Origin of the sequence: Acinetobacter corruptisaponis (assembly GCF_030053775.1) — a bacterium.
GTDB lineage: Bacteria > Pseudomonadota > Gammaproteobacteria > Pseudomonadales > Moraxellaceae > Acinetobacter > Acinetobacter corruptisaponis.
This window is the reverse complement of sequence record NZ_CP125669.1, coordinates 766,455-785,668: the sequence shown is the minus strand read 5'-3', so window position 1 is coordinate 785,668 and position 19,214 is coordinate 766,455. Positions and strand designations below refer to the sequence as shown.

At 42.3% G+C, this 19,214-nt stretch carries 17 protein-coding genes; 7 read left to right on the top strand and 10 right to left on the bottom strand.

Features of this window, described 5'->3' with window-relative positions; translation table 11 throughout:
• Window positions 1-92: 92 nt before the first annotated feature.
• The gene (trmB, locus tag QLH32_RS03915; protein ID WP_283268189.1) at window positions 93-809 is read right to left on the bottom strand and encodes a tRNA (guanosine(46)-N7)-methyltransferase TrmB; all 717 of its coding nucleotides are present in this window, start codon (window positions 807-809) and stop codon (window positions 93-95) included.
• Between the two features lie 260 nt (window positions 810-1,069).
• On the opposite strand from trmB, the gene QLH32_RS03910 reads away from it, so the two are divergent.
• Complete coding sequence (locus tag QLH32_RS03910) at window positions 1,070-1,681, top strand: glutathione binding-like protein (protein WP_267979820.1); 612 nt, start codon at window positions 1,070-1,072, stop codon at window positions 1,679-1,681.
• A gap of 59 nt (window positions 1,682-1,740) precedes the next feature.
• Here QLH32_RS03910 and QLH32_RS03905 read toward each other — a convergent pair whose 3' ends face one another.
• Together QLH32_RS03905 and ahpF are read right to left on the bottom strand one after the other, a co-directional pair.
• Window positions 1,741-2,085, bottom strand: coding sequence for a hypothetical protein (locus QLH32_RS03905; RefSeq protein WP_267979819.1), 345 nt, complete (start codon window positions 2,083-2,085; stop codon window positions 1,741-1,743).
• A 159-nt stretch (window positions 2,086-2,244) separates the two neighbouring features.
• A complete protein-coding gene (gene ahpF, locus QLH32_RS03900) occupies window positions 2,245-3,810 on the bottom strand; it encodes an alkyl hydroperoxide reductase subunit F (protein ID WP_283268042.1) in 1,566 nt (521 codons plus the stop codon).
• 230 nt (window positions 3,811-4,040) lie between these two features.
• Here ahpF and QLH32_RS03895 point away from each other — a divergent pair, with 230 nt between their 5' ends.
• On the top strand, window positions 4,041-4,259 hold the full coding sequence (locus QLH32_RS03895; RefSeq protein ID WP_283268187.1) for a DUF1653 domain-containing protein: 219 nt from the start codon (window positions 4,041-4,043) through the stop codon (window positions 4,257-4,259).
• Between the two features lie 5 nt (window positions 4,260-4,264).
• Here QLH32_RS03895 and QLH32_RS03890 read toward each other — a convergent pair whose 3' ends face one another.
• Window positions 4,265-5,290, bottom strand: coding sequence for an AraC family transcriptional regulator (locus QLH32_RS03890; RefSeq protein WP_283268186.1), 1,026 nt, complete (start codon window positions 5,288-5,290; stop codon window positions 4,265-4,267).
• Between the two features lie 122 nt (window positions 5,291-5,412).
• Between QLH32_RS03890 and QLH32_RS03885 the strand changes: the two genes are divergently transcribed.
• On the top strand, window positions 5,413-6,603 hold the full coding sequence (locus tag QLH32_RS03885) for an alkane 1-monooxygenase (protein WP_283268185.1): 1,191 nt from the start codon (window positions 5,413-5,415) through the stop codon (window positions 6,601-6,603).
• Window positions 6,604-6,636: 33 nt separating this feature from the next.
• Here the strand turns inward: QLH32_RS03885 and QLH32_RS03880 are convergent, their stop codons facing one another.
• The gene (locus tag QLH32_RS03880) at window positions 6,637-6,852 is read right to left on the bottom strand and encodes a KTSC domain-containing protein (protein WP_267979814.1); all 216 of its coding nucleotides are present in this window, start codon (window positions 6,850-6,852) and stop codon (window positions 6,637-6,639) included.
• Between the two features lie 516 nt (window positions 6,853-7,368).
• Window positions 7,369-7,932, bottom strand: coding sequence for an alkyl hydroperoxide reductase subunit C (ahpC, locus tag QLH32_RS03875; protein ID WP_267979812.1), 564 nt, complete (start codon window positions 7,930-7,932; stop codon window positions 7,369-7,371).
• Window positions 7,933-8,408: 476 nt separating this feature from the next.
• Between ahpC and hrpA the strand changes: the two genes are divergently transcribed.
• Window positions 8,409-12,263, top strand: coding sequence for an ATP-dependent RNA helicase HrpA (hrpA, locus tag QLH32_RS03870; protein WP_283268182.1), 3,855 nt, complete (start codon window positions 8,409-8,411; stop codon window positions 12,261-12,263).
• Between the two features lie 46 nt (window positions 12,264-12,309).
• On the top strand, window positions 12,310-13,416 hold the full coding sequence (locus QLH32_RS03865) for a beta-ketoacyl-ACP synthase III (protein ID WP_283268180.1): 1,107 nt from the start codon (window positions 12,310-12,312) through the stop codon (window positions 13,414-13,416).
• A 61-nt stretch (window positions 13,417-13,477) separates the two neighbouring features.
• On the opposite strand, the gene lipA is transcribed toward QLH32_RS03865, so the two are convergent.
• Window positions 13,478-14,491: a lipoyl synthase gene (gene lipA, locus QLH32_RS03860; protein WP_267979809.1), complete on the bottom strand. Its 1,014-nt coding sequence runs from the start codon at window positions 14,489-14,491 to the stop codon at window positions 13,478-13,480.
• Between the two features lie 185 nt (window positions 14,492-14,676).
• On the opposite strand from lipA, the gene sthA reads away from it, so the two are divergent.
• Both sthA and QLH32_RS03850 read left to right on the top strand, forming a co-directional pair.
• The gene (gene sthA, locus QLH32_RS03855) at window positions 14,677-16,092 is read left to right on the top strand and encodes a Si-specific NAD(P)(+) transhydrogenase (protein WP_004679686.1); all 1,416 of its coding nucleotides are present in this window, start codon (window positions 14,677-14,679) and stop codon (window positions 16,090-16,092) included.
• A gap of 80 nt (window positions 16,093-16,172) precedes the next feature.
• Window positions 16,173-16,643, top strand: a complete 471-nt coding sequence (locus tag QLH32_RS03850; protein ID WP_283268177.1) for a DUF3465 domain-containing protein — start codon at window positions 16,173-16,175, stop codon at window positions 16,641-16,643.
• A gap of 39 nt (window positions 16,644-16,682) precedes the next feature.
• Here QLH32_RS03850 and QLH32_RS03845 read toward each other — a convergent pair whose 3' ends face one another.
• From QLH32_RS03845 to mltB, 3 genes are all read right to left on the bottom strand, one after another.
• Window positions 16,683-17,135, bottom strand: a complete 453-nt coding sequence (locus QLH32_RS03845) for an Mpo1 family 2-hydroxy fatty acid dioxygenase (protein WP_004682320.1) — start codon at window positions 17,133-17,135, stop codon at window positions 16,683-16,685.
• 182 nt (window positions 17,136-17,317) lie between these two features.
• Window positions 17,318-17,929 (bottom strand): septal ring lytic transglycosylase RlpA family protein, encoded by a 612-nt coding sequence (locus QLH32_RS03840; RefSeq protein ID WP_267979807.1) that lies wholly within the window; start codon window positions 17,927-17,929, stop codon window positions 17,318-17,320.
• A gap of 277 nt (window positions 17,930-18,206) precedes the next feature.
• Window positions 18,207-19,208, bottom strand: coding sequence for a lytic murein transglycosylase B (mltB, locus tag QLH32_RS03835; protein ID WP_283268175.1), 1,002 nt, complete (start codon window positions 19,206-19,208; stop codon window positions 18,207-18,209).
• Window positions 19,209-19,214 lie beyond the last annotated feature (6 nt).

Below are 19,214 nucleotides of genomic sequence, written 5' to 3'. Positions count from 1 at the left end.
ATCAACCCATACAAATCAATTTGATAGATGGGTAGGGGATTGTACATGCCCAATCATTTATGAGAACAGATATAAGATTTTAAGGGCGTTATTTAATGAATTTTCTTAAACAGGAAATCATTAATTTTATGACCCGACTCGATGCCACGGCGCTCGAACTTGGTGACTGGTCGCCAGTCAGGGCGAGGGTAGCTTTGACCTTTACCTGCCAAATTTTCCAGATTCGGGCGATTATCCAGCACATCCAGCATCCATTCCGCATAGGGTTCCCAATCGGTTGCCGCGTGGAAAGTACCACCCATCTCCAGCTTTTGTTCAACCAACTGCATGCGCTCATGAATCACAAAACGACGCTTGAAGTGACGTTTTTTCTGCCATGGGTCAGGGAAATAAAGTTGTACGCAGTTAATGCTATTGTCAGGCATTTCAAGAAGTACCTGAATTGCATCTGCATCCAGTACCCGTAAATTCTTTAATCCCGCCATACCTGCTTCATAAACACATTGTGCGATACCAGGAACGTGCACCTCAATACCGACAAAATTACGTTCAGGATTGGCCTTTGCCATAAGCACCAGTGAGCGACCCATTCCAAAACCAATTTCCACAGTGAGCGGACGCTCTGGCTGTTCAAAGTGATGACGGAGGTCGCCAACAGGATATTCCAGAATTAAGTCACGATAATCTTCGAGCGCAGTGCGTTGTGAGGTATTGAGTGGGGCTGAACGACGCATAAACGTCACAATCTCACGGTGCTCAGGTAAATTGTCGAGTTCCGTAATTTGCGTTTCTAACTGATCGTTTGACATGATTCTGGAGATATAAATATAGAAATGCCGTATTGTAAGTGTTCAGTTGATCAAGTCAAATTTTTAGTGAGATTTTGACATGGTATCGTCATCTTTAGCGCTTAACATCGAGATAGAATTTTTATAAACAGGACATCAATGGCAACTTAAAATGCTTGAAAAGTGCAAAAACATACTTTTTTGCAAATCAGTAACAAACAAAGCTTGAAAGTTTGGATGAAGCATTTTAAAACATTAATGTTAGATAACAAGGATCAAACATGAAGTTGTATTATTCACCAGGTGCCTGCTCATTGGCAGCCCATATTATTTTAAATGAAATAAATGTAGATTTTGATTTAGAACGGGTAGATTTAAAAACACATAAAACTTCAAAAGGTGCAGACTATTACGAAATCAATCCAAAAGGTTATGTTCCTGCATTGGAAATCAACCCAGGTTTGATCTTAACTGAAAATGTGGCCATTTTACCGTTTCTGGCACAGCACGATCCAAAACAGGACTTGATCCCTCCATCAGGCATGGGGCGTGCAAAGGTACTTGAATGGCTGGGTTACCTTAACTCAGAACTCCATGATGCCTATGCGGTGTTTTTCACTGGCAAATTGACCGATGATGAAAAAAACAAAGCCTATGCTGAAGTTGATCGTTTATTGAAATACATTGACAACTATTTGGCTGAATCAGAGTGTGATTATCTGGTGGATGATAATTTTGGCCCAGCAGATGCCTATTTGTTTGTAATTACAAACTGGTCAAATCATATCGAACATGACTTAACCCCATATCCAAATATTGTTGCCTTGCGCAACAAGGTCGCTGAGCGTCAGTCTGTACAAATTGCCATGCGTGATGAAGGCTTATTGGCTTAATTCCACTATACGCATAAAAAAAGCCTCTGTGACCAGAGGCTTTTTTACATCAACAAATCTTATTGTTGAGCTTTTTCTTTCACATCAGCAGCGCCTGACTCTACCGCACCAGCAACTTTTGCGGTTGCATCACGGGCAGCAGCCTCAGTTTTTGCAGCAGCTTCAGCAGTCGCACTCGCAGTATGATCAGCAGCAGCATCAATTTGATCACCCGCATTATCAACCGCAGTTGCAACATTGTCAGTCGCTGTTGCTGTTGCGTCTTTGATGTCAGCACCAGCCTGTTCAGCTGCATGCTCTAAATGTTCACCCGTAGTTGCACCTGTTTCAGGCGCTTTATCTTTATTACAGCCTACAAGTGCAACAGTAGCAGCGAGACCTAATGCAACAAGTAATTTATTCATTTTTCGTTCCTTTTCGTTGTGGCATCCAATACGATATGGATAGCAAAAATATAAACATAAAAACGTTGACGAATAAAGTTGAAAATTTGTTGATAACTTGTAAAAACACGCACTTACATATGAAAAATGTAAATGCGTGCACAAGTTTTTCAGAGGGGGTTACACACCAGAGCGAATCATGTAGTCAAAGGCGGACAGTGACGCCTTGGCTCCCTCACCCGTGGCAATGATGATTTGCTTGTACGGTACGGTGGTACAGTCACCCGCAGCAAATACACCCTTGACACTGGTTTCATTACGATCATTGATCACAACCTCACCACGGTTGCTCAACTCAACCGCACTGTTCTTCAGGAAATCGGTGTTTGGCAACAAACCAATCTGCACAAAGATCCCTGCAAGTTCCACCGTATGTTCAACCTCAGTGGCACGGTCCCTGTATTTCAATGCCGTTACCTGTGAACCATCACCAACCACTTCTGTGCTGAGTGCATTCAGGATCACGGTGGTGTTTGGCAGACTGTTTAGCTTGTCCTGCAATACCTGGTCGGCACGAAGCTTGGTGTCAAACTCGACCAAAGTTACGTGCTCCACAATCCCCGCAAGGTCAATTGCAGCCTCAACACCTGAGTTACCCCCACCAATCACCGCAACACGCTTGCCCTTGAACAGTGGGCCATCACAGTGCGGACAGTACGCAACACCACGGGTTCGGTATTCAGCCTCACCTGGCACATTCATTTCTCTCCAGCGCGCACCTGTTGAAAGGATGATGGTTTTCGATTCAAGCTTGGCACCATTTTCCAGCTCAACCTCAACCAGACCATTGGCGGTTTGATCCGCACCTGTGATCTTGCTGACCCGTTGCAGGTTCATGATGTCCACACCATATTCACGCACATGCGCTTCCATGTCCTGGGCAAACTTTGGACCTACAGTTTTTTGTACCGTGGTAAAGTTCTCAATATCCATGGTATCCATGACCTGACCACCAAAGCGTTCAGCCACGATGCCTGTTTTGATACCTTTACGTGCTGCATAGATTGCGGCTGTACCACCTGCAGGGCCACCACCAATCACCAGAACGTCAAACGCGTCTTTGGCATTGAGTTTGGCTGCATCTTTTTCGGCTGAGTTGGTGTCCAGTTTCGCTACGATTTCTTCCAAAGTCATACGGCCCTGACCGATATGTTCATTGTCCTGAAACACCATTGGTACCGCCAGGATTTTGCGTTCCTCCACTTCATGTTGAAAGAATGAACCATCAATCATGGTCGCGGTGGTGTTTGGATTGTTGATTGCAATCAGGTTCAATGCCTGCACCACATCTGGACAGTTATGGCAGCTTAAAGACACAAACACATCAAAGTTGGCGGTCAGGTTTAAACCCTTGATCTGGTTTAGCACTTCATCTGACACTTTCGGCGCATAGCCAGACACCTGCAACAATGCCAAGATCAGGGAAGTAAACTCATGTCCCATCGGCAGGCCAGCAAAGAACACACGCGGCTGTTCACCTGCCTTGGCAATACCGAAACTAGGACGGCGAGCGTTTGAACCGTCAAAACGCGCCGTAACCTGGTCAGAAAGTTCCGCAATTTCAGTCACAAGCTCTTTGATTTTTGCGGCTTTGTCAGAATCATCCAAGGCGGCAACCAACTCGATTGGACTTTCTAAACGTTCTAGGTAGGCTTTTAACTGGGTTTTAATATTTTGGTCTAACATGCAAATCTCCAAATTCTCAGCAGTTCAAGTCAGCTAAATTCATTTCATGGGGCTATAGTACGCAAAACCATTGAATAGGTAAAACAGTATGTTTTTATGAGTTCGATCGGATTTTTGAATTTAAGATGAAGTATAAACATTTTGAAGATTTTTCTATCTAAAAATTTGAATATATTAAAAATTGTTATATAACTGCAATCATTTCATAGCATAACCTAAAGGAAAATAGCGTGACATTACAGCGTGGTATCTATCAACACTACAAAGGACAGCTTTATCAGGTATTTCATGTAGCCTGCCATAGTGAAACTGAAGAAGAACTGGTGGTGTATCAATGCTTATATGGAGATTATTCCATGTGGGTACGTCCACTCGGCATGTTTAGCGAAACAGTTGAGCTTGAGGATGGACAGATCGTTCCACGTTTTAAATTAATCCAAGAGACTTAATCCGCCTATTGGGTTTTAGATCGGGACAGGCGATAGTGCTGTGGACTACATCCCATCACCTTATTAAATGCACGGGTGAAGTTAGCAGGATTGGAATAACCCAAGTCATATGCGATATGGGTGATGGTAAAACTTGAATTTTCTAACAGGTCGATAGCGCGTTCAATGCTAATCTGTTGTTTTAATGCCTGAAATTCGACACCCTGTTGCTGTAAATAGCGTTGCAGGGTTTTGGTTGAGATATTTAGAACTTTGGCGCATTCGGTTAAGGTTGGTACTTGATTGGCCTGTCGCAGCATCATGCTGACCCATTCAACAATTTCGCCCTGATGGTAAATTTTCTGGATTTGTTCCTGACAGCGTTGCTCAACCACCTTTAAGCTGTGTGCATCTGCCAAGGGCAAGGGCAGTGCCAATTGCTGCTGATCAATCACGACACGGATACCAGACATCCACGTATAGTTAAAATGAAAGTTGGCTTTGACTAAATGTAGATAACGTTCCTGATACACAGGTTCAGGAATGCTTAAATAAACCTGATAGCGTTGCAGTTGCTGTTCAGCCAGTTCCAGTAGGCTGTAGTAAAAGGCCACTGCGATGGCTTCAACATGAAAGGCAAGGCACTGTTTATTCATCTGCAAGATCGGTTCAAATAACAGTTCAACCTTTTGTGAATTGGCTGGAAACTGAATGGTGAGCTTAAAGCTGGGCATGATCAGCCTAAAATACTGTGCAATCAGTCTTAAGGCATGTTCCAGATTTGGGCTGGTCATTAAGGCATATCCCACCAGACTGTGTGAGCTGAGCTTTAAATTTTTACCCAGTTCAAAGGCAAGGTCCTGCGTATTGGGAAGACTTAAACCAACCGTGATGAATTGTTCAATTTGCTGGATGGATAAAAGTTCCGTTTTTGCGAGCTCATCCCTTAAGCTTGTCAGCAAATGAGGGTCGTATTGATGTGTACCGATTAAAATTTCAATCAGCCGTAAATAATAACGTGATGGAATGACAGGAATTTGCTGCTTCTGCACAATAAAAACCCAGTAAAGTCTTAAAATGATAATAGCAAGTCTTAAAATGATAATATAGACCCGCATCAAAAGAACACAATCAGTTCAAGCAAGAGATTTTGTGTTTGATTGAGGAACTTCTAATGAATATGCATACTCAACTCGATGTAGAACAGGCAGCAACATTCACGGATAAAAAACGTCATTTGTGGTTACTGGGCTTGGCTGTACCCGCAATTGCAATGAGTGGGCTGGCGGGTTATCAATTTGGCCCGAAGAAAACCAGGAAATTTTTTGCTGGACTGGGTCCATTATTTTTACATGGTGTGATTCCGACACTGGACAAATTCATTGGTGAAGATACTGAAAATCCACCGATTGATGCAATTGCCGATTTAGAAGCTGATCCATACTATGCACGTATTGTGAAACTGTATATCCCATTACAGTATGCAGCAAATATTTATGGAACCTATTTGGCAAGCCGTAAAAATACCTCTGTTGCCGATCAGGTTCTACTTGGAACGACTGTGGGGATGGTGAATGGTATTGGCATTAATACTGCACATGAGCTGAGCCATAAAACAGGAAAGCTTGAACAGTATCTGTCACATTTGGCATTGGCACCTTCAGGTTATAATCATTTCCGTATTGAACATCCCTATGGTCATCACCGTCGTGTGGCAACGCCAGAAGATCCAGCATCATCCCGATTAGGTGAAACATTCTGGAAATTCCTGCCACGTACAGTCATTGGCAGCTTTAAATCCGCTATTGAAATTGAAAAGAATCGTTTAGAGCGTAAAAAGCGACCATTCTTCTGTAAGGAAAATGAGCTGATTCATGGCTGGGCAATGTCAGCAATTTATCATGCCGCAATGTTTACGAAATTTGGCATGCGTTCAGTACCATTTCAAGTGACTCAAGCTGCTTATGCGATTACATTGTTTGAATCAGTGAACTATATTGAACACTATGGATTGAAACGTGAAAAGAAAGCCAATGGTCAATATGAGCGTACCTTGCCAGAACATAGCTGGAACAATAACAATGTGGTGACCAACTTGTTCCTGTATCAGTTACAACGCCATTCTGATCATCATGCCAACCCAACGCGTAGCTTCCAGACACTGCGCCATTTTGAAAATGCACCACAGTTGCCCGCAGGTTATGGTGCCTTGATTTTGCCAGCATTTATTCCATCTTGGTGGTCAAAAATCATGGATGATCGGGTGGTGGAACACTATAAAGGTGATTTAAATAAGATGAATATTCATCCAGAGGCGAAAGAAAAAATGTTTGAGAAATATGCTGGGCAGATTGAAGCCGCTTAAAATGACAAAAAATCAGCCCAATCGGGCTGATTTTTATTGGGAGGCTGTAATACAGAGTCGTTTAAAATGGAGATCAAACTCAAGATATTTATGTACAAAGGCGGTTTTATCGGTACACCGAAGCAAATTATCGTAGATAAATTCGGGAACGGGATGATAAAGCTCGCCTGAGCCGTTATTGTAAAATATTTTTAAATAACGTGAAGAAACATCGTATTTCCAAGAGGTTACAACAACAGTTTTTTCCATAGATTTGCCCTCATTGCTGGTTTGATCTTTGGGGCTGTTGACATTTCATCCATGTTTGCGACAGAGGAAATTTTTTAGACGATACAAGGCATGTTTTGCGAAACTTAGTCACTCTAAATAAGCAAGACATAACGCAGTAACGGCAAAAAATGTCCCTGTCCCGCAGGGTTATGGCTAAAACCGCCCCAAACTTCGTTATGAAACTTGACAAGGGGATTACCATTCCCTGCGTTTCATGCCTCGTTTGCGTTGTTTTAGCCTATAACGCAATGCATAGATGGAACGTCAACAGCCCCATGCCCATATAAGAAACTCTTTTGCCTCATGATTTGACAGTACTCCAACTTGGGCATGCTGACAATTCATAAATGATTTTGGCTATAAATTTATAAGTATAAGAATTGTAAAAATTTTGCTATCAAGCTGGGGAGAGGAGTGAGAAATTTATATAAAGGCAGATAAAAAGAAACCACCCTAAAAAGAGTGGCTTCTGACGAGGTTATTCAATCTAAAGAATTAGATTTTACCCACTAGGTCGATAGATGGAGCAAGTGTCGCTTCACCTTCTTTCCATTTCGCTGGGCAAACTTCGCCTGGGTGGCTTGCTACGAATTGAGCAGCCTTAAGCTTACGTAAAGTTTCTGATACATCACGAGCAATGGCATTGTCATGAATTTCAGCAGTTTTGATTACGCCTTCTGGGTTAATGATGAACGTACCACGTAAAGCTAAACCAGCTTCTTCAATATGCACATCAAAAGCACGTGTTAATTGGTGAGTAGGATCGCCAATTAATGGGAATTGAGCTTTGCCTACAGCAGGAGAAGTCTCGTGCCATACTTTATGAGAGAAGTGGGTGTCAGTTGTTACGATATAAACTTCTGCACCAGCTTTTTGGAATTCTGCATAGTTTTCAGCAGCATCTTCAACTTCTGTTGGACAGTTGAATGTAAATGCGGCAGGCATGAAAATAAGAACAGACCATTTTCCTTTAAGATCAGCGTCAGTGACTTGAATGAATTCACCGTTACGGAATGCATCAGCTTTAAATGGTTTAACTTCAGTATTAATTAAGCTCATCATTGTCTCCATGATTGAGGTTTTATTGAGAGGCTAATGCCTTACTTGTTTACGAGGTCTAGAATAAATAATTTTTAGTTATTGGGGAAATAGTATTTTTACATGACTAAAATCGGAAAATTGAATAACTCAATAAAGTTCGACTTTCACCCAAAGATATTTCTCCATTTGACAGCATGGATATGAAGCCAACATGACAAAATATCTAAAAAACTAATGTGCCTAACAACATGCAGTCTATGCTGTTAAAATTCAAGGGTAAAATTGAAAAAATCTAAAAATATATAAAAAACCAAGATATACACTTAGATTTTTACCTATGTTTTGCTTGGTTTAAAAATAAGAAAATGCAAAAGTACCCCTGTGTATCAATTGAATAGTGCATGTTTTTGAAAAGAACCAAATGTGGTTGCTTTGCATAGCAAGGCTTTAAGGCGTAAAATAACCAACTATTTTATTTTCAGGAAAGCTGTTCAGTGCAGAGTCATTTAAATGTAGATCAATGGGTTATGGCACGTGACCGCCACCGTTTAAATCGACTGCGCAAAGATAAAAAAACACAACCAGCAGAAATCGAAAAACTGTTTGAACAGTCTAACCACAAAGTCAAGCAACGTCTTGCACGTCTCCCCAAGATCAAGCTCAATCAGGATTTACCTGTTACCCAGTATGCAGATCGCTTGATCGAAGCGATTCAAAAGCATCAGGTTATTATTGTGGCAGGTGAAACAGGGTCGGGTAAAACGACTCAGCTACCGCAGATTGCCATGCTGGCAGGTCGTGGTCTTACGGGCATGATTGGGCATACTCAGCCACGTCGTCTGGCTGCGCGTAGTGTTTCGCAGCGTATTGCCGAAGAGGTCGGCGAGAAATTGGGTGAATCCATCGGCTTTAAAATCCGTTTTAATGAACAGGGTTCGCAGGATTCGATTGTTCGTTTAATGACTGATGGTATCTTGTTGGCTGAGCTGACCAATGACCGATTTCTTTCAAAATACGACACCATTATTATTGATGAGGCGCATGAGCGTTCACTCAATATTGACTTCATCATGGGCTATCTCAAGCAACTTTTACCCAAGCGCCCAGATTTAAAAGTCATCGTGACTTCCGCGACCTTGGATGTAAATCGTTTTAGTCAATACTTTAATGATGCTCCCATTTTCGAGGTCGAAGGACGAAGCTTTCCCGTTGAAGTGCGTTATCGTCCAATTTCCGAAATGAGCATTGTCGGTAGTGATGATGACGAGTTTGATGACTTTGAAGAAAACTTACCGCGTGCAGTTGTTCAGGCTGTAGAAGAGTGCTTTGCTGATGCCGAAGAAAAGGGTCATCCTGAACATGCGGATATTTTGATTTTTGCCAGTACCGAGCAGGAAATTCGCGAGTTACAGGAAACCTTACAAAAACACGGTCCACGTCATACCGAAGTATTGCCTTTATATGCACGTTTGGCACTGGCTGAACAGCAAAAGATTTTTAGTCCGAGTGGCAAAGGACGACGCATTATTATTGCGACCAATGTGGCGGAAACAGCACTGACAGTTCCGAATATTCGCTATGTCATTGATAGCGGTTTTTCCCGTATCTCCCGTTATAACTATCGTTCACGGGTACAACGTTTACCGATTGAAGCCATTTCACAGGCAGCAGCCAATCAACGTAAAGGGCGTTGTGGTCGTATTGCGGCAGGTGTATGTATTCGTTTATACAGTGAAGAGGACTTTTTAAGCCGTCCTGAGTTTACCGAACCAGAAATTAAACGAACCAACTTGGCATCAGTTATTTTGCAAATGCAAAGTCTTGGCCTGGGCAATCTGGAAGATTTTGATTTTATCGAGCCACCAGATTTTCGTTTGGTTAATGATGGTCGTAAACTCTTGGTTGAGTTGGGTGCACTCAGCGAGCGCAAGAATGAACTGACCAAAGTCGGTCAGATGATGGCACGTATGCCAATTGACCCACGCTTGGCACGTATGATTATTGGAGGGGCACATTTTGGCGTGCTCAAAGAAACCCTGATTATTGTCAGTGCCTTGGCGATTCAAGACCCACGTGAACGTCCTGCCGATAAACAAATGCAGGCCGATCAAAAGCATGCTTTATTCAAAGAAGCGGACTCAGACTTTTTATTCTATTTAAAGCTTTGGAATACACTGCAAACCAGTCCAGATACGCAGTCGGAGAACAAGCGCCGTCAATTTGCCCGTCAGCATTTCTTAAGCTGGTTGCGTTTGCGTGAGTGGAAGCAGACCCATCAGCAATTGGTGGAGTTGGCAGAAAATTTAAAACTTAGTTTTAATGAGAAAGGTGCCAATTATGAAAACTTGCATCGTGCATTATTAACAGGTTTACTTTCATTCATTGCCAATAAAACTGATGAACGTAACACCTTTATGGCAGTACGCCAGCAGAAAGCCAAAGTGTTCCCAGCCAGTACCTTACATAAGACCAATACTGCCTGGGTGATGGCTTTTGAGATGGTGGAAACCTCTCAAGTGTATTTGAGAACCTTAGCCAAAATTGATCCAGAATGGATTTTGCTGGCGGCACGTGATTTATTGAAATATCACTATTTTGAACCGCACTGGTCGAAAAAAGCGGGTATTGTGAATGCCTATGCCCAAATCTCACTATTTGGTTTGATCATTGAACCAAAACGTTTAGTGAACTTTGAAAAGGTGGATCAACCCGCGGCACATGAAATCTTTTTACGTGATGCACTGACTACAGGCAATTTAGGTGTTACGCCACCATTTTTAAAGCATAACTTACTGAAACTTGAAGAAGTCGAGCGCGTTGAGGATAAGTTGCGTCGCCGTGACTTGGTGGTCGATGAAGAAACCATTTACCAGTTTTATGCAGAGAAAGTGCCTGAGGAAATTGCCAGCCGCCGTAGTTTTGAGGATTGGCGAGCAACGGTAGAAACAGAAAATCCGCGTTATCTGTTTGTTGAAGATGATGCGTTGTGGATGAATGATCGTCCCACCACACAACAATTTCCCGATTATTTGCATAATGGGCAATTGCGTTTGGCTGCAAGTTATCGTTTTGATCCAAGCCATGATGAAGATGGAGCAACAGTTAAAATCCCAGTGCAGGCTTTACCACAGGTCGATGAGAAGCAATGGTCATGGGGTATTCCAGGTTGGCGTCAGGACTTGATTGAAGCTTTACTCAAGGCGTTGCCTAAAGATAAACGCCGTAATCTGGTGCCGATTCCTGATACTGCGAGAAAGCTGATGCAAGGCGTGGATGCAACGCATTTACGTGAACATTTGTTTAGTTATCTGGCTTTTGCTTTACGTGGTGAGCAGATCACGGAAAAAGATTTTTCTTTTGAACGTATTGACCAGTATCTGGTGCCTTTTATTAAAGTGCTGGATGAAAAAGGCAAGTCGATTGCGCAGGGGCGTGATCTGGATGAGTTAAAAGCACGTTGTCGGGTTGAAACCCATCGCCCTGTGAAACAGCAAAAGGGTGAATTCCAGACTTTTCCAGAAAGTTTTGTATTTGAGGCATCGCAGAAAGTCACGGGTGTTATTGTCAAGCAATATCAGGCGCTCGTTCCCACAAAAGTCTTTGCTGAGTTGGATGCCAAAGATGAGTCGGGTGTGGTGATTCAAACCTTTAATGATCAGGATGAGGCCATCAAGCAACATCGTGAAGGAATTATTCGCCTTGTGCATATGCAATTGGGCGATTTAATCCGCCAGTTGAAAAAACAGATTTCCAAACCACTGGCTTTGGCCTATTCACCTTTAGGCGAACGGGCGAGACTGGAGCAAATGCTGGTTTATGCAACTTTGCAGGTTTCGATTCAAGAATTGCCTAAAAATGCGGATGAATTCCAAAAATTATTAATGGACACCAAAAAGCATTTCTTGGGTAATGGCCAGCAGGTCTTAACTGATATCACGGAAATCTTTACCCAATGGCAGAAAATTCGCCGTGAGTTACTGGTATTGGACCAGAATATCTTTGGTCGAAGTGTGGATGACATTGAAGACCAACTTGATTTAATGTCATTGGCAGACTTTGTTTATAGCCGACCTGCCGAGATTTGGCAGGAATACCCGCGTTATTTGAAAGCGTTGCTATTGCGTTTAGACCGATTGCCCAATAATCTACAACGTGACCTTGCTGCAATTGATGATGTCGATCCATGGATGGACAAAGTATTTAAATTTAAAAATGATCCTAGAATCAAAGAATTGTATTTGATGTTGGAAGAACTCAGAATTTCCTTGTTTTCTCAGCCGATGAAAACAAAGCTGCCTATTTCACCAACTAGATTACAAAAACTATGGGATCGTTTAGCAATCGGTTAAACTGAGCGATGATGAAAGCTAGAACCATTCTTTACAGGAGTTTTACATGGGCATCCGTATAACAGGTACAGGTTTATTCCACCCGACCGAATCTATTTCCAATGAAGAGTTGGTTGAAAGTTTAAATGCTTATGTAGAACAATATAATCAAGATCATGCTGTTCAGATTGAAGCAGGCGAAATTGAAGCCTTACGTGGCTCAAGCCCTGAATTTATTGAAAAAGCATCGGGTATTCAACGCCGTTATGTGGTCGAAAAATCAGGGATACTTGATCCAGCACGTTTACGTCCACGCTTGCAAGAACGCAGCAATGATGAACTTTCGCTTCAAGCGGAGTGGGGCGTAATTGCTGCAAAACAGGCAATGGAAAATGCAGGCGTGACCGCAGAAGATATTGATGTGGTAATTTTAGCCTGTTCAAACATGCAACGCGCTTATCCAGCGGTTGCGATTGAAATCCAGTCAGCTTTGGGTATTAACGGTTATGCTTATGACATGAATGTGGCATGTTCCGCTGCAACTTTTGGTTTAAAGCAAGCCTATGACGCAGTGAAATGTGGTGCACGTCGTGTACTATTACTGAATGTGGAAATCACGTCAGGTCATTTAGACTATCGTACCCGTGATGCACACTTTATTTTTGGTGATGTGGCAACAGCTTCGATCATTGAAGAAACTGAAACCAAATCTGGTTATGAAATTCTGGATATTCATTTGTTTACCCAATTTTCAAATAATATCCGTAACAACTTTGGCTTCCTGAACCGCAGTGAAGATGCTGTTGTGGATGACAAATTGTTCCGCCAAGATGGGCGTAAGGTATTTAAAGAAGTTTGCCCATTGGTTGCGAAAATGATTACAGCGCAATTAGAAAAACTTCAGTTAACGCCAGAACAAATTAAGCGTTTCTGGTTGCACCAAGCTAATGCCAACATGAATGAACTGATTTTAAAACTGGTTGTAGGCAAAGATGCTGACTTGGAACGCGCACCAATCATTCTGGACGAGTTTGCCAATACCTCTTCCGCAGGAGTGATCATTGCAATGCATCGTACAGGCGATCAGGTTAATGATGGCGAATATGCCGTGATCTCTTCATTTGGCGCTGGCTATTCAGTCGGGTCAATTGTGGTGCAAAAGCATATTGTTTAAGCCTCTGGCTTAATCATAAAAAACACCACAGATTGTGGTGTTTTTTATTGCCTACTGCAATTTAAGCCTCAATTGCCTGAATCGCAATTTTCTTGGCAGGGTCAACTTTACGGCGTACTGCTGGAACAGGTTCACCATAATACTGGCGATCGGCGAAGTAACTTGACCGAACCATTGGTGCAGACCAGATATTTCTAAAACCAAGTTTGCGGCCATGCTCAGCATAACGCTCAAATTCTTCGGGTGTTACAAATCGGTCAATCGGCGCATGTTGTTTGGATGGCTGTAGATATTGACCAATAGTCACATAATCTACATCGTGTGCTCGTAAATCATCCAGTAGCGCAATCACTTCCTCTTCAGTCTCACCAATACCAACCATCAAGCCACATTTGGTTGGGATATCAGGGCAGTATTCCTTAAACATTTTCAATAGATTAAGAGAGTGCTGATAGTCAGAACCTGGGCGCATGGCTTTATATAAGCGTGGCACAGTTTCAATATTATGGTTGAACACATCAGGTGGACATTCGGTCATGATACGCAAGGCGATATCCATGCGTCCACGGAAGTCAGGAACCAGAATTTCCAATAAGGTTTTTGGACTCAAAGCGCGTGCTTCCTTAATGCAGTCAACAAAGTGTTGAGCGCCGCCATCCAACAAATCATCACGGTCAACTGAAGTGATCACGGCATATTTCAAGCCGAGATTGGAAATCGTCTCTGCCATGTGGCGTGGTTCATCAGGGTCAAGTGCGTTTGGACGACCATGTGCAACGTCACAGAATGGGCAGCGACGTGTACAGATGTCCCCCATTATCATAAAGGTTGCTGTACCACCACCAAAACATTCAGGCAGGTTAGGGCAGGCCGCCTCTTCACAAACAGTGTGCAGTTTTTGTGCGCGCAAGGTGGTTTTAATACGCTGAACCTCTTCTGGTGCGGCCATTTTGACACGAATCCAGTCTGGCTTACGAGGTACTTCAACCGTAGGAATCACTTTTACAGGAATTCTTGCGACTTTTTCTGCGCCACGAAGTTTTATACCCTGTTCAGGTTTACGGTGTTCAGACATATTTCACTTTTCCCTTAATTATTGAACCGATCAAGACTGCATTATTATAGTCAAGTTTGTAGTGGAAACAGGTATTCATTTTGAAAATGTCAATATTTAAAATATATGGTTGAGAAATACATTAATTCGCCGCATATTAGTTATCATATATTTAGAAGTAACAGCAAGAATGAAAGGAGCTTTGAATGCCACGTAAGAAAGAGGTCATTGGTGGGAATATTGTGAAGTTTGATGCAGTTGTTCTCGGTTCTGGCCCTGCGGGTGAAGGCGCGGCAATGAAGCTTGCAAAAGCAGGTAAACGTGTTGCAATTGTTGATGTTCGTGATCAACTCGGTGGTAACTGTGCACACGTGGGAACAATTCCAAGTAAAGCATTACGTCAAACAGTTTCCAGTATTATCCGTTATCAACGTGATCCAATGTTTCAGAAAGTAGGTGAATGGAAACAATTCACCATGAAACAGGTGCTGCGTAATGCGCATAAAGTGATTCAGCAGCAAGTCGATACACATACCCGTTTTTATGACCGCAACAAAATTGAGGTTTTTCATGGTCGTGCCTATATTCAGGATAAAAACACCGTCCTGATTTTTGGTCAGGATGGTATTAAAGATAGTATTATCTGTAAACAGATCGTGATCGCAACAGGCAGCCGTCCATATCAACCGAAAGAGTTAGACTTTAACCATCCCCGTGTGTTTGATTCAGATAAGATCCTTGATCTGGATTATGCGATCCATAAAATCATTATCTATGGTGCAGGGGTGATTGGCTGTGAATATGCCTCCATTTTCATTGGGCTGGACCATAAGGTTGACTTGATTAATACCCAGCATAAACTTTTAAGCTATCTGGATGATGAAATCGCCGATGCATTGTCTTACCACTTGCGTGAGCAAGGTGTCCTAATTCGCCATAATGAGCAAATTGATCGTTTAGAAACCTTTGATGACCATGTGGTAATGCATTTGCTCAGTGGCAAAAAAATTAAGGCGGATGCAATCCTGTGGTGTAACGGCCGTTCAGGTAATACCGATGGCCTTGGCTTGGAAAATGTAGGTCTTGTTCCAAATAGTCGCGGTCAACTGATGGTCAATGACCAGTACCAAACTGAAGTTGATAACATCTATGCTGCGGGTGATGTAATTGGCTGGCCATCGCTGGCATCGGCTGCATACGACCAGGGACGCTGTGCAGGTGCAAATATGGTCGGTGAGAAGAATGTCAAGCCGATCAAGGATGTTCCGACAGGAATTTATACCATTCCAGAAATTTCATCGATTGGTAAGACTGAACAACAGCTTACCGATGAGAAAGTCCCTTATGAAGTGGGGCAGGCATCTTTCCGTCACTTGGCCCGTGCACAGATTACGGGTGATACGGTAGGTGAGTTAAAAATTCTGTTCCACCGCGATACTTTGGAAGTCTTGGGTATTCACTGCTTTGGTAACAATGCAGCAGAGATTATTCATATTGGGCAGGTAGTCATGCACAGTCCAGACAATACCCTGAAGTATTTTGTTGAAACGACATTTAACTATCCAACCATGGCGGAAGCCTATCGTGTGGCTGCGTTAAATGGTATGAATCGTCTATTCTAAGCGACATAGACATTGTATGATCAAAATGCCAATCAATATGATTGGCATTTTGCTATGGTGTGTTTGATAAAAAGGTGGATATGAAAACTCAGAAGAATAATTTAATTATCATCGTGATCATTTTTCTTATTGCTGCTTATTTGGGATTGGATTTCAAGCAAAAACAAAATACAACCAATGGCTCAGCTCTGCCACGTTCCACCAATTTAGTCATAGATGATCAACAGAAGATCATGCAGGCGTATCAACAGCAACGAAGTAATATTCAGGTTCAAGCCCAGGGAACAATAAAAGCAATTTTGCCTGATGACAATCAGGGTTCAAGACATCAAAAAATGATTTTACAACTTGAGAACGGATTGACTGTGTTGATTGCCCACAACATTGATTTGGCGCCAAAAATTGAGGGGCTTAAAAAAGGCGATAAGGTTGAGTTTTATGGTGAATATGAGTACAACCAAAAAGGTGGGGTGATTCACTGGACCCACCATGATCCACAAGGAAAACATATTGATGGATGGCTAAAATATCAAGGAAGAATGTATCAATGACATCTTCCTTGAATCCTGATGAACCTAATATACCCTAAATCAGCTTGTAAGCGCCAATTTTTGACGAGATTTCCATTTAGGTAGGACTTTAGCCAGATAAGCATCCATGCACCATACTGGGCCAATCAGGAGGAATTGCAGGTCCTTGAAGAATGATGGCTTTTTGCCCTCAACTTTATGCCCATAAAACTGTCCAATCCAGGCAACCACAAAAACGCCAATATAAAAACCTACCCCTACAGGCAGAATCACAATCAGCCATGCCATGACTGCCAATAACGCGGCCATTGCCACTGCCAGCACAATATCCAGACGTGCATAAAAGACCAGAGTCAGTACAAGCAGCAGGGCGGTGAGTAGCGTGCTAAAGTGAGCAAGAATCCCAATGATTGAAAAAAGAATGGCTGGAACGCAGACCCAGTGAATTTTTTTATTGGTTTGGTCTTGATGGCTGTCACTATATTCATCAAACCATTCAGTAATTGATTTCACAGCGCTCTCCTTGCTATGGGACTATGTTTTTTTGAATATACCGAAGAAAAGCGAGAGGGTCAAAATGATTCTTGGGAATGGTAAGGAAATGATATCTCTAATTAAAGAAAATAAAAGTTTAGGAAGCCCTAAAACATAAAAAGCCACACAAGGTGGCTTTTTAACGAATTGATGAACCTGAATTAAGAATTAGGCCCATCAACACGTTCAATATTGACATTGGCAGTACCCGCATTGGCAAGACCAATCTGTTTCGCTGCACCGTAAGATAAATCGAGTACACGGTTACCATGGAAAGGACCGCGGTCATTTACCTTCACAACCACGCTCTTGCCATTGTCCTTATTCGTTACACGGATATAACAGTTCAAAGGGAGGCTACGGTGCGCAGCAGTCAAACCATTCATATCAAATGTTTCACCGCTTGCAGTCTTGCGACCATGAAATTGACGACCATACCATGATGCCACACCTGACTGGCTGAATTTACGCACAGTGTTTGAAGCAACAGTATTCAGTTTCTCAATCACTGAAGGCTCTTCTTCAGGGATATCAATTTTTGCAGCAATTGTTTGGCGACGGATCTGGTCACCTGAACGCTCAGTGATTGAAAGACTATTAACGTTGGAAAAACGAGAATTAAAATTTTGAGAATCTTTGCTGAGTACGCGGGCAGCCAAATTAGAACCCTCAACATCATTGGTTAATGATGAAGACTGTACCATTTCAGCATGTAACGGGCTTAAACTTAAGCCTGCCGTCAGCGCTAGAATATATTTTAGCGAAAACTGCATTGTATAAACTCCTAGAGAACATGCTTTTTTATTTCGTCAAAAACCCAAAATATAGTGCACATGTCTAATTATTCACTTTCTTGCATTGGGTGGATAATATTCATCCATTACAAAGAGTGTCTAGTCTTTAACGATAAATAGTTACAAAAAGGGCAAAAACTTACAGTTTTAGATTAAAAAATAATCAATATTGTAACAATATATTTATTTTGTCTGTTCTATGTACTTTTTTAATAATTTTTTTATTGACTTTTCATAATGTTGTAAAAAAGCTAGCCTATCGGCTAGCCACTTCAGTGCCTAATAACCATACCGCCGTCGCATACATTCGGCTTTTATTGTAGGTGGTGATGACCTGAAAATTAGGGTAGGTAATATAGTAAATTGGTCCAAACTGGTCTTGTAATTGAATGATATTCACAAGGTCAAGATCATCAATTTTTACCAAAGGGTCAATAGGCGCAATACCCAGTCTTTTCAGCTCTCCGTAAGGAGTTGGCTGGGTTAAGTCCTTGGCAATAATGCTGTCTGGATTGTTGCCAAGATAGCGGGCGGGGAAGCCGATTGGACGATCCCGTTGCCAGCCATGTTGTGCCAAATAGTTTGCAATTGAACCGATTGCATCAACGGCTGAATTCCTTAGATCAATATGGCCATTTCCATCATAGTCAACGCCTAACTTTTGAATGTTGCTTGGCATGAATTGTGGATAGCCGATTGCACCCGCATATGAACCGACAATGCTATTGGTTGGGTAGCTTTCCTTATATGTCCATGCAATCAGTGCCGCCAGTTCATCACCAAAATAGTCTGCCCGACGTGGGTAGCCAAAGGCCAGTGTTGCAAGCGCATCCCGTGTGATGAAAGAGCCTTTATTGGCACCATAACCCGTTTCTACGCCTAAGATTCCCAGAATGACCGACTTAGGCACACCAAACTGCTGTTCTGCGCGATTCAGGGCATCTTCATACTGGCTTTTAAAGCGAGCGCCACGTTGAATGGTGCCCTCGACCAGAAACATGGCGCGATATTCATACCAGGGCTTGCTTTCACCTGGACGGGTCATGATATTCAGGATGTTGGGCAGGTTGCGTGCCCCACTCATGGCAGCATCAACTTGCTCACTGCTTAAGCCATAAGTGGTCATGGTCTTTTGTTTAAACGCAAAATAATTGGGATGAGTGTAAAATTCATTTGCCTGCGCCCAGTTACTACTCAAAAACAGGCTGGCACTCAAGGTAACAAGTTTAAAAGTTTTATTTAAAGTTTGATGAAACATAATGTT

Coding starts and splice junctions, on each gene's coding strand:
- sthA (WP_004679686.1), top strand. CDS start 14,677: ATGCCACGTAAGAAAGAGGTCATTGGTGGGAATATTGTGAAGTTTGAT.
- ahpF (WP_283268042.1), bottom strand. CDS start 3,810: ATGTTAGACCAAAATATTAAAACCCAGTTAAAAGCCTACCTAGAACGT.
- QLH32_RS03840 (WP_267979807.1), bottom strand. CDS start 17,929: ATGCAGTTTTCGCTAAAATATATTCTAGCGCTGACGGCAGGCTTAAGT.
- QLH32_RS03865 (WP_283268180.1), top strand. CDS start 12,310: ATGGGCATCCGTATAACAGGTACAGGTTTATTCCACCCGACCGAATCT.
- QLH32_RS03905 (WP_267979819.1), bottom strand. CDS start 2,085: ATGAATAAATTACTTGTTGCATTAGGTCTCGCTGCTACTGTTGCACTT.
- QLH32_RS03885 (WP_283268185.1), top strand. CDS start 5,413: ATGAATATGCATACTCAACTCGATGTAGAACAGGCAGCAACATTCACG.
- lipA (WP_267979809.1), bottom strand. CDS start 14,491: ATGTCTGAACACCGTAAACCTGAACAGGGTATAAAACTTCGTGGCGCA.
- QLH32_RS03880 (WP_267979814.1), bottom strand. CDS start 6,852: ATGGAAAAAACTGTTGTTGTAACCTCTTGGAAATACGATGTTTCTTCA.
- mltB (WP_283268175.1), bottom strand. CDS start 19,208: ATGTTTCATCAAACTTTAAATAAAACTTTTAAACTTGTTACCTTGAGT.
- QLH32_RS03850 (WP_283268177.1), top strand. CDS start 16,173: ATGAAAACTCAGAAGAATAATTTAATTATCATCGTGATCATTTTTCTT.
- trmB (WP_283268189.1), bottom strand. CDS start 809: ATGTCAAACGATCAGTTAGAAACGCAAATTACGGAACTCGACAATTTA.
- QLH32_RS03910 (WP_267979820.1), top strand. CDS start 1,070: ATGAAGTTGTATTATTCACCAGGTGCCTGCTCATTGGCAGCCCATATT.
- ahpC (WP_267979812.1), bottom strand. CDS start 7,932: ATGAGCTTAATTAATACTGAAGTTAAACCATTTAAAGCTGATGCATTC.